9 protein-coding genes are annotated in these 11096 nt (G+C 48.2%); 1 reads left to right on the top strand and 8 read right to left on the bottom strand.

All coding sequences use genetic code 11. The annotated features are described in order from the left end of the window. Positions 1-117: 117 nt before the first annotated feature. Both LKD42_RS09820 and pta read right to left on the bottom strand, forming a co-directional pair. Entirely contained in the window at positions 118-1305 is a 1188-nt protein-coding gene (locus LKD42_RS09820; protein WP_248835579.1) for an acetate kinase, read from the bottom strand. A 29-nt stretch (positions 1306-1334) separates the two neighbouring features. Continuing rightward, on the bottom strand, positions 1335-2330 hold the full coding sequence (pta, locus tag LKD42_RS09815) for a phosphate acetyltransferase (RefSeq protein WP_022119328.1): 996 nt from the start codon (positions 2328-2330) through the stop codon (positions 1335-1337). Positions 2331-2612: 282 nt separating this feature from the next. On the opposite strand from pta, the gene LKD42_RS09810 reads away from it, so the two are divergent. Next, positions 2613-3893: a tRNA(Met) cytidine acetate ligase gene (locus LKD42_RS09810; protein ID WP_248835578.1), complete on the top strand. Its 1281-nt coding sequence runs from the start codon at positions 2613-2615 to the stop codon at positions 3891-3893. 77 nt (positions 3894-3970) lie between these two features. Here LKD42_RS09810 and LKD42_RS09805 read toward each other — a convergent pair whose 3' ends face one another. From LKD42_RS09805 to polA, 6 genes are read right to left on the bottom strand one after another with little or no spacing between them, the layout of a single operon-like run. Then, the gene (locus tag LKD42_RS09805) at positions 3971-5311 is read right to left on the bottom strand and encodes an MATE family efflux transporter (RefSeq protein WP_248835577.1); all 1341 of its coding nucleotides are present in this window, start codon (positions 5309-5311) and stop codon (positions 3971-3973) included. A gap of 23 nt (positions 5312-5334) precedes the next feature. After that, entirely contained in the window at positions 5335-6699 is a 1365-nt protein-coding gene (locus LKD42_RS09800; RefSeq protein ID WP_147631278.1) for a PFL family protein, read from the bottom strand. A 26-nt stretch (positions 6700-6725) separates the two neighbouring features. Next, a complete protein-coding gene (locus tag LKD42_RS09795) occupies positions 6726-6998 on the bottom strand; it encodes an ACT domain-containing protein (RefSeq protein WP_022119324.1) in 273 nt (90 codons plus the stop codon). A 42-nt stretch (positions 6999-7040) separates the two neighbouring features. Continuing rightward, positions 7041-7838, bottom strand: coding sequence for an MBL fold metallo-hydrolase (locus LKD42_RS09790; RefSeq protein ID WP_248835576.1), 798 nt, complete (start codon positions 7836-7838; stop codon positions 7041-7043). Continuing rightward, entirely contained in the window at positions 7825-8454 is a 630-nt protein-coding gene (gene coaE / locus LKD42_RS09785; protein WP_226911809.1) for a dephospho-CoA kinase, read from the bottom strand. Before coaE ends, LKD42_RS09790 begins: the two co-directional genes overlap by 14 nt. Before the next feature lie 17 nt (positions 8455-8471). Further along, positions 8472-11096: a DNA polymerase I gene (gene polA, locus LKD42_RS09780; protein WP_248835575.1), complete on the bottom strand. Its 2625-nt coding sequence runs from the start codon at positions 11094-11096 to the stop codon at positions 8472-8474.

Raw genomic sequence — 11096 nt, 5'->3', positions numbered from 1 at the left:
CCGAAGCGGAGCGTAGAAAGGATTGTGGGAGTGCAACGCACGGAACAATCCGTAGGCATCATAGTTGGGGACTTTTGCCACTCATTGATGTATACGAATTATTCCGTACTTCCACACTTATACCAGAGCAACGGTCTCGCGGCAGATAGCCAGCTCTTCGTTTGTCGGGATAACTGCTACTTTTACTTTGGAGTCAGCAGCAGAGATCACGCAGTCGTCACCGCTCTTTGCATTTGCTTCTGCATCCAGAGTGATGCCAAGGTAACCCAGGTAGCTGCAGACTTTTTCACGTACAAGACCTACGTTCTCACCGATACCTGCTGTAAATGCAATCGCATCTACACCATTCATAGCTGCTACATAAGAACCAACATATTTTGCCACGCGATAGCAGAATACTTCGATTGCTGCGATCGCACGTTTGTTGCCTTCTTTTGCACCTGCTGTCAGGTCACGGAAATCACTTGACAGTCCGGAAATACCTTCCAGACCGGATTTTTTATTCAGAACGTTCATAACACCTGCGATGTCCAGGTCTTCTTTCTTTGCAATGTATTCCATGATCGCCGGATCGATATCACCGGAACGTGTACCCATTACCAGACCTTCCAGCGGAGTCAGACCCATGGAAGTATCTACGCACTTGCCGTCTTTTACGGCACTGATGGATGCACCGTTTCCAAGGTGGCATACGATGATCTTAGAGTTTTCCAGATCCATACCGAGGAATCTTGCTGTTTCTTTGGATACAAAGCTGTGAGAGGTTCCGTGGAAACCATATCTTCTCACTTTGTAGTTCTCATAATATTCATATGGCAGACCATACAGATATGCTTTTTCCGGCATAGTCTGATGGAAAGCGGTATCAAATACAGCTACCATCGGTACGCCTGGCATCAGCTCTTTACATGCATTGATACCGATCAGGTTTGCCGGGTTGTGTAGCGGTGCAAGGTCGTTACACTGTGCAACTGCTTCCAGAACCTCGTCTGTGATCACAACGGAAGAAGCAAATTTCTCGCCGCCGTGTACGATACGGTGACCGACTGCATTTACTTCTGACAGGCTCTTGATCGCACCTGTTTTGTCGTTTACCAGTGCATCCAGCACCATCTGGATCGCTTCTTTATGTGTTGGCATGGCTGCCTCTGTGATCTCCTTGTCGCATCCGGCTTTCTGGTAAACCAGTCTTCCGTCAATACCGATTCTCTCGCAGAGACCTTTTGCCAGAACATCTTCTGTATCCGAATTGATCAGCTGATACTTCAGAGATGAACTTCCGCAGTTGATAACTAATACGTTCATTTTAACATCCTCCTGATATGTAAATCTTATTATTTAGCCAGACACTGTACGGCTGTGATCGCTACAACACCTACGATGTCTTCTGCAGAACATCCTCTGGACAGGTCATTGACCGGTGCTGCGATACCCTGTGTGATTGGTCCGTAAGCTTCTGCTTTTGCCAGTCTCTGTGTCAGTTTGTATCCGATGTTTCCTGCATCCAGATCCGGGAAGATCAGTACGTTTGCTTTGCCTGCGATGTCGCTGCCCGGTGCTTTGGAAGCTCCTACGCTCGGAACGATTGCTGCATCCAGCTGGAACTCTCCGTCCAGTTTCAGATCCGGATACTGCTCTTTTGCAAGTCTGGTAGCTTCTACGACTTTATCAACATCTGCATGTTTTGCACTTCCTTTTGTAGAATGAGAAAGCATTGCTACGATCGGCTCTTTCTCTACAAGCAGTTCGAAAGAATCTGCAGAAGATCCTGCGATTGCAGCCAGTTCTTCCGGATTTGGGTTCTGGTTCAGACCGGAATCTGCAAAGATAAAGGTACCGTCTGCACCGTATTCGCAGTTCGGAACAACCATCAGGAAGAATGCGGATACCAGTTTTGTACCTGGTTTTGTTTTCAGGATCTGCAGACATGGACGCAGTGTATCAGCGGTAGAATGGCATGCTCCGGATACCATACCGTCTGCATCGCCCATTTTTACCATCATTACGCCATAGTACAGATACTGGTTTAACAGGATTTCTTTTGCCTGTTCCGGTGTCATGCCTTTTTTCTGACGCAGCTCAACCAGCTTGTCGATGTAAGCCTGTGTTCTGTCAGAAGTAGCCGGGTCAACAACTACGGCTCCTGTCAGATCCAGTCCTTCACTTCCTTTTTTCACTGCTTCTTCGCTTCCGACCAGAATGATCTTTGCGATTCCCTCTTTCAGGATCTGTGCTGCTGCTTCATATGTTCTGCGATCCTCGGTTTCCGGTAATACGATCGTTTTGTTTGCTGCTTTTGCTCTTTCTTTGATTACGTCAATAAATCCCATGATTTCTGACTCCTTTCAGTATAATTCATTTCCATTCACAGTCTGTAATTTCACAGTGCCTGACTGTCCGTTTCGTTACAGACTGCGTTTACTTTCATTATATCGCCTGATTATGGTATTTTCAACCAGAAATATGTATCTTTTTACAAACAAACCCTGATTCTCCCCCTCTTTGCCATAAAAATTTCACAAATATTGTCTTACCATTGTTTTTTTATCTCTTTACCTCTGTACTGCTTCATGCTATAGTTAGCAATCATATGTCCAAGGAGCGATGTTACCATGAAAACCATCAGCATTATTGCCGAATACAACCCTTTCCACAACGGCCATGCCTGGCAGATCGCAGAGGCGAAACGCCGTACCAGTGCAGACTTTGCCCTGATCGTGATGTCCGGAGATTTTGTCCAGAGAGGCGAACCTGCCGTTCTTGATAAATTTTCCCGCACCAGGATGGCTCTGCTTGGCGGAGCAGACCTCGTACTCGAGCTTCCGGTCCGCTATGCAGCCGGCAGTGCCGAATATTTTGCGAGGGGTGCCTGCTCACTTCTTGCCTCCCTGAATGTAACCGATACACTCTGTTTTGGATGTGAAACGGAAGATCCGGCTGCTTTTTCGGCTCTTTCTTCTCTTCTTGCAGACGAACCGGAAGCTTTCAGGCGATATCTCAGATCGTATCTTGCCGCCGGAAATTCCTATCCGAAGGCACGCCTTCTGGCCCTTGAATCCTGTTTCTTTCCGGACTCTTACCAAAGCTCTCCCGGATACGACTCACATTTTGCTTCTGACGCTGATCCTTTGAGTCCTCCGGGCAATCCTTTCTCTTTCAAAACAGCCACCGAGCTTCTTTCTTTCCCGAATAATACGCTCGGGCTCGAATACCTGATTGCCTGCAGACGTCTGAAGGCTTCATTTGATTTTCTGCCGGTCAAACGTCAGGGGGCTTCGTATCACAGTTCTCTGCCCCAGGGAAATTTTGCTTCCGCCACAGCGATCCGCAAAAATCCGGCTCTTGCCTGCGGATATATGCCGAATGTCTGCCGGGAATTATATGAACATGCTGTTTCAGGTCAGATGCTTCATTCTATTGATGATTACTCAGACCTTCTACACTATGCTCTTCTGATGCAGAAGGATTATACTGCTTTTCTGGACGTAAATGCAGACCTCTCGGACCGCATCCGCAAGCTGCTGCCACAGTACAAGTCTTTTTCTTCGTTTGTAAGCCTGTTAAAAACAAAACAGGTCACCGAGGCACGCATCCGCCGCAGTCTGCTGCATATTCTGCTTGGTATTCGAAAAAAAGAACGGCCGGAAGATCGTTTTGCCGGTCTTTCTTATGCAAGAGTTCTCGGCTTTCGCCAGAGTGCATTGCCGCTTTTCAGGGAGATCAAAAAAAGAAGCTCCATCCCACTGCTGACAAAAGCCGCAGATGCGAAAAAGCTTCTTTTAGCATCCGAACTGGATGAATTTCTGTTAAATGTGCGTGCCAGCGACCTCTATCACATCACCGACCCCGGCGGCGGCTACAATGAATACCGCACGCAGATCATCCGTATTTAAACGCGATATATTCTTGCATCTATCATGTACTTTTTAACTGTGCAGTATTACGAATCATATGATATTCTGTTTTTCGCTCACTCGATCAGGCTACTTTTCTGCCATTTTCCGCTTAAGTAGCGTACAAAACCGATTGCAAAGCCGATGCCCCAGCCAATCGGGATCGACCACCAGATAGCCTTTGCACCGAGCATCCCAGACATGCTGTAAGCAAGGATCACACGGGAGCTTAAGTTGATCAGCGTTACCATCAAAAACCAGAGGATGTCTCCTGCTCCCCGCAGTACGCCGGTACAGGTATTCATGATACCCATCAGTGCATAGAACAGGCCGACCACACGCAGGTATTCGATGCCGGTGGCAATCGCCGCCTGATTGGAACTGCTGTCCATGAACAGCCCGACAAACACCTTTGCATATACAAGAAGGATCCCTGTCACGATCACACCGATCACAGCACTCATCAGAAGTCCGGCACGAAATCCTTCTTTTACCCGCTCCGGTTTCTTACCGCCGATGTTCTGAGCGGTAAACGTTGAGACGGCATTGCCCACGTTTACCATCGGCAGGATTGCAATGCTGTCAATCTTCGTTGCCGCTGCATAGCCTGCCATCACGGCTTCCCCGTAACCATTGACCAGTCGCTGTACCAGAAAAATCCCGATTGACACCATCGACTGCTGGAGCATGGACGGAACTGCCACATTGCAGACAATCTCCAGGATATGCAGATCAAAAATTCTGCTCTTTTGCTGTGTTTTCATTTTCTTCATGCGGGTACAAAGCCACAGAAACGAAACAACAACTGAAATTGCCTGAGAAATATCAGTGGCCAGTGCAGCTCCGGCTACGCCCATCTTCCGTTCTGTCACAAAATACAGATCCAGTACGATGTTGCAGACGGATGACAGTGCCAGAAATACCAAAGGGGACTTTGAATCCCCGATCGCATTGAACGATGCCGTCAGCATGTTGTAGAGGAAAAGAAAGACAAGGCCGCAGAAATAAATTTTCAGATAAAGAGATGCATCTGAAAAGATTTTCTGCGGGGTTTGCATAAACCGCAGGATCGCGTCCGTCCCGAAAATCCCGACCAGCATCAGGCACAGTGCGATCACAAAAGAGGCCAAAAGCACCGTCTGGATCGCTGTTTTCATTTCTCCATATCGTTTTGCTCCGAAATACTGGGAGATCACGACCGAAGAGCCGATGCTCAGTCCCGTGGCGATCGCCACAAAGAGAAACGTAATCGAAGCAGATGCTCCGACGGCTGCCAGTGCATCTGCTCCCACATAATTTCCCACAATGATAGAATCAATAATATTATAAAGCTGCTGAAAAAGATTTCCGAGTACCATCGGCACTGCAAAGAAAAACAGTGTCTTCCCCGGATTTCCTTTTGTCATATCCTTTGCCATAACTCCACCTTGTGCTTTCCGGTTTAGTTCTTGAAGCTGTGGATCGGTGCCGGGATACGTCCCTTGCGGGATACAAATGCTTCACAGGAGAAGGAATTGACCGGCATAACCGGAGCATATCCGAGCAGTCCGCCAAATTCTACCATATCTCCAACGTCTTTTCCGATGACCGGAATCACACGCACTGCCGTTGTTTTCTGGTTGACCATACCGATCGCCATCTCATCAGCGATAATACCGGAGATGGTCGCTTCGCTTGTCTTGCCCGGAATGGCGATCATGTCAAGACCGACGGAGCATACACAAGTCATTGCTTCCAGTTTTTCCAGTGTCAGTGCACCGGCTTCTACCGCATTGATCATACCCTGGTCTTCGCTGACCGGGATAAAGGCTCCGCTTAAGCCGCCGACATAAGAAGATGCCATGACACCACCCTTTTTCACCTGATCGTTCAAAAGTGCCAGTGCTGCCGTCGTGCCAGGTGCTCCTGCATGTTCCAGGCCGATCTCGCAGAGAATATCTGCAACGCTGTCTCCGATCGCCGGAGTCGGTGCCAGAGAAAGATCGATGATGCCAAACGGAATACCAAGTCTTCTGGACGCTTCCTGTGCAACCAGCTGGCCTACTCGCGTAACCTTGAACGCCGTTTTTTTGATCGTCTCGCACAGTACTTCAAAACTCTCACCGCGTACCTGCTCCAGGGCAGTCTTTACAACGCCAGGACCGCTGACACCGACGTTGATGATCGCATCTGCCTCGGTCACGCCGTGGAATGCTCCTGCCATAAACGGGTTGTCATCCGGTGCATTGCAGAATACAACCAGCTTTGCACAGCCAAGAGAATCCTGCTCTCTTGTATATTCTGCTGCCTGTTTTACGATCTTGCCCATCAGGCGTACCGCATCCATGTTGATACCGCATTTTGTGGAGCCGACGTTAACGGAACTGCAGACACGCTCTGTAACAGAGAGTGCTTCCGGAATGGAGCGAATCAGATTCTCATCGCTCTTTGTCATGCCCTTTGATACCAGTGCGGAGTAGCCGCCGATAAAGTTGACGCCAACCTCTTTTGCGGCACGGTCCAGTGTTTTTGCAATGCTCACATAATCTTCGGGACATTTGCATGCCTTACCGCCAACGAAAGCGATCGGTGTGATGGAGATTCGCTTGTTGACGATCGGGATCCCATATTCTCTTTCAATCTGCTGACCGGTTGCTACCAGATCCTTCGCAACGGTTGTGATCTTGCGGTAAATATTTTCATTTAATACTTCCAGGTCTGCATCGACACAATCCAGCAGGCTGATACCGAGCGTAATGGTACGAACATCCAGATTTTCCTGAGTGATCATCTTATTTGTCTCGTTTACTTCAAACATATTAATCATAATCGCTGTCCTCTTTCCGTCACGGTTTAAATACGATGCATCTTATTAAAAATATCTTCGTGCTGGCAGCGGATGGTCAGTCCCATCTCATTTCCAAGCTCTTCCAGCCCTTTTGCCAGATCTGCAAATGGTTTTTCTGACTGGTTTGCATCGGTGATCATCATCATATTGAAAAATCCCTGCACGATCGTCTGTGAAATATCCAGGATATTTACGTTATTCTCTGCCAGATACGTGCAGACTTTTGCGATGATACCTACGGTGTCTTTTCCTACTACGGTTATAACGGTACGTTTCATTTTATCTTCCTTTCTGTCTGATATGCAGACTCCGCCCGCCCTTTAAAGGGCATAGAGCGGTGATATATGATCCCTCGCTGCCACTGCGATTGGAAAATCGCCGGCCTTGTAAGGATTATCACCCAATGTAACTTCCGCACATACGGTCTCGTAAGCCAGTGCCTCGTAATTATTCTCCCTGCTTAAATGTCCAAGCAGAATGGTTTTGATCCTGTCATTTAAAATCTCACAGAGCAGACGGCCTGCATTTTCATTTGACAGGTGCCCTCTGTTCCCGAGGATCCTCTGTTTCAGATAGTAGGGATAGCTGCCAACCTGCAGCATATGTATATCGTGGTTGGATTCGAGCAGCACGCCGTCAAGATCTTTCAGATGAGAAACAATCTTATCATCGTAATAACCAAGATCCGTCACAACGGCAACCGATTTCTCTCCATTGTCCAGACGATAGGCAACCGGCTCGGCGGCATCGTGCGATATGGCAAACGGTTCCACCTCCAGATCTTCGATCTGAAATTTCCCATCGGCCCGGATCGTATGGAACAAATCTTCATCAATCTGACCAAGGCTGGTACTGTTTCTGATCCCGTCGATCGTACCTGCTGTCGCATAGATTGGGATATGATACTTTCTGGACATCACGCCCAGCCCTTTGATGTGATCCGAATGTTCGTGTGTGATCAGGATCCCCTTCAGCTCTTCCGGCTTCCGGTCGATCTCATGCAGTCCGTCCACGATCCTTTTTCTGCTGATCCCGGTATCGATCAGCACAGAAGTCTGATCAGAACCCACATAAATGCAGTTTCCGCTGCTTCCGCTTGCTATACTACAAAAATCCATGTTCTTTTAATCCCCTGTCCATTTGTTCAAATGTATTTTCTACAAAATCGCTGCTGTTGTCAACCACAAATTGACAGGACTTTCGAAATACGCTGTCTTTTTGCTGATTTTTCAAAATATCATCTATTTTGCGGTCACTATAACCGCGGCTCTGTTTCAGACGTACGCGACGTGCCGCATCGTCCACATAAATATACCAGATCTCGTCACAGATCTCGTCGTAATGTTCTTCCAGCAAAAGAGCTGCCTCCACGACCACAAACGGCACACATGCCTTTTGTTTTTCCAGATAAACGGCAGTTCGAATGTATTCTTTCACTGCCGGATGAACGATCGCATTTAACATGGCAAGCTTTTCCTGATCTGCAAACACGATTGCACCCAGTTTTTTCCGGTCGATCTTCTGATCTGCCGCCAGGATCTGCTCTCCAAACAAAGAACAGATCTGCTTATAGCAGGAAGTATCCGGCTCCATCACCAGATGGCCGACCTGATCAGCCTGAATGACTTTTGCCCTGTATTTCTCCTCCAGATAGGCAAGGATCGTACTTTTCCCTGCCCCTACCTGTCCGGTAATCCCAAGTACTTTCATATATTTATAACCTGCTTTCTGCACTTTTTGCAATCTCCGGTCTATTTTGCCTCGTACCAGTTCTCTCCGGTATGCATATCGATCTCCAGGCAAACTTTTAAATTCGCCGCACCATGCATCTCCTCTGCAAGGATCTGTTTTACCATATCCAGCTCCTCTTTTGCCGCCTCCACAAGCAGTTCATCGTGCACCTGAAGGATCAGTCTGGATCTGAAATGTTCTGCTTTCAGCCGCTCATTGACACGGATCATGGCAATCTTGATGATATCTGCCGCCGTACCCTGGATCGGTGAATTCATCGCCACACGCTCCCCGAAAGAACGCTGCATAAAATTTGAAGAAGAAAGCTCCGGAACCGGTCTTCTTCTGCCAAACAGTGTCGTGACATAGCCTTTTTCTTTTGCATCCGCCACACTCTGATCCAGGAACTGTTTGATGCCCGGATACGTCTCAAAATATTTCTCAATATATTCTGCAGCTTCTTTTCTGGAGATGCTCAAGTCCTGACTTAAGCCAAAGGAGCTGATGCCGTAGACAATGCCGAAATTAACTGCCTTGGCATTTCTTCTCTGCAAAGGTGTCACTTCATCAAACGGCACATGGAACACCTGGGAGGCCGTGATCCGGTGGATGTCCTGAGCTTCCCGGTAAGCTTCAATCAGCCTTTCATCCCCGGAAATGTGTGCCAGCACACGCAGCTCGATCTGGGAGTAGTCGGCATCCACAAAGACAAATCCATCTTCCGGGATAAAGACTTTGCGGATCATTCTGCCAAGTTCCATGCGGATCGGGATGTTCTGAAGGTTCGGCTCCGTGTTGCTGATGCGTCCCGTTGCCGTGATCGTCTGATGGAACTTGCTGTGGATCCTTCCGTCTGCCGCAATGTAACCTGCCAGTCCGTCCGCATAGGTGGATTTGAGCTTTGCAAGCTGACGGTACTCCAGAATATGGGACACGATCGGTGCCTCCGGTGCCAGTTTCTCCAGCACGTCGGCCGCAGTCGAGTAGCCGGTCTTCGTTTTCTTTCCATATGGAAGCTGCAGTTTTTCAAACAAAATCACACCGAGCTGCTTCGGAGAATTGATATTGAAGGTCTCTCCAGCCAGATCGTAGATCGTCGTTTCCAGTTCTTTGATCCGTCCGGACAACTGCTCCCCATACTGCTTTAACGCCTCTCCATCTGCCTTTATACCGGCTTTTTCCATGTCGTAAAGCGTATAGACCAGCGGCATCTCAATCTCCTTAAACAGATCCCACATACCGTTCTCTTTTAACTTTTCTTCCAGTTTTGCTTTTCCTTCCAGGCAGGTGTACGTGCCATAGCAGGCTGCATTTTTCACTGCTTTCTCATCTTCCGATCCAAAATCTTCTTTCCCAAGCAGCTCCTGCACGGACGGAACCAGAAGATCCAGACATTCTTTTGCAATGTCCTCGTACGCATAGGTATCTTTGAGTGGATTTAAAAGATACATGGCGATCGCTGCATCAAAGAGATTTTTCTTCTCCACGTGCAGATACGAAAGCTGCTCTTTGACGTTCATCGTGACAGCCGCATCCGCTTTTTCCAGCACTTCCGTCATTTTTTCACAGAGATACTGATCAGTCACAAAACCCTGTGCCGGGATATAATAAATCTTTTCTTTCTCCCAGCCAAGAGAGATGCCTTTTACTTCTCCTTTGTGAGAAATGACAGAAAAGCTCACGAGTGCTGCCCCTGCTGCCTGTGCAAACACGTCTTCCGCCTCACCAAAATCTTCCACTGCGTAAAAATACTGTTCTATCTTCTGATCCGGTGCATCACACTGAAATCTTCCCAGCAGATTCTTAAACTCCAGCTTTTTGAACAGAGCAAAGGCTTCCGGCGTGTACAGATCGGTAAGTCTCGCATCCTCCAGCACAAAATCAATCGGGCTGTCGGTATCGATCGTCGCCAGTTTTTTGCTGAGGACTGCCAGATCATAGTGCTCCAGAAAAGCATTTTTCGCCTTGGTCGGCTTGATCTCCTCCACATGGGCACAGGCATTCTCGATCGTGCCATACGCCACGACCAGTTTGGTCGCCGTCTTTTCACCGACTCCCGGAAGTCCCGGAATATTGTCCGAGGCATCACCCATCATCGCCTTCAGCTCAATGATCTGTGGCGGTGTCACCCGATACTTCTCCAGCACTTCTTTTGCATGGTAATCCTCGATCTCCGTGCCGGTCCGCTTCGTCTTTGGTATGCGGATCATGATGTGCTCTGTTGCAAGCTGCAAAAGGTCCCGGTCACCGGAGACCACAGAAACATCCAGACCTTCCTTTTCCATCCGCTTTGCCACCGTTCCAAGCAGGTCATCCGCTTCATAGCCTTCTTTCATCAGAAGCGGTACGCCCATCGCCGTCAGCACTTCTTTCATGACCGGCACCTGCTCGTGAAGCTGCGGCGGCTGCGGCTTTCTCGTCCCTTTGTAAGCATCATACATTTTATGGCGAAAGGTCGGTGCTTTCAGGTCAAAAGCAACCGCCAGATACTGTGGCTGTTCTTCCGCAAGGATTTTAAATAAAATATTTAAAAAACCATAGACCGCATTTGTATGCAGCCCTTCCGAGTTGGTCAGCTCCGGCACTCCGTAAAATGCCCGGTTCAAAATACTGTGTCCGTCGATCAAAACGAGTTTTTCTCTCAA

Origin of the sequence: Hominisplanchenecus faecis, from assembly GCF_020687205.1 — a bacterium.
GTDB lineage: Bacteria > Bacillota > Clostridia > Lachnospirales > Lachnospiraceae > Hominisplanchenecus > Hominisplanchenecus faecis.
Note: the sequence above shows the minus strand (reverse complement) of the source record. Positions and strands in the feature narration are given on the sequence as shown.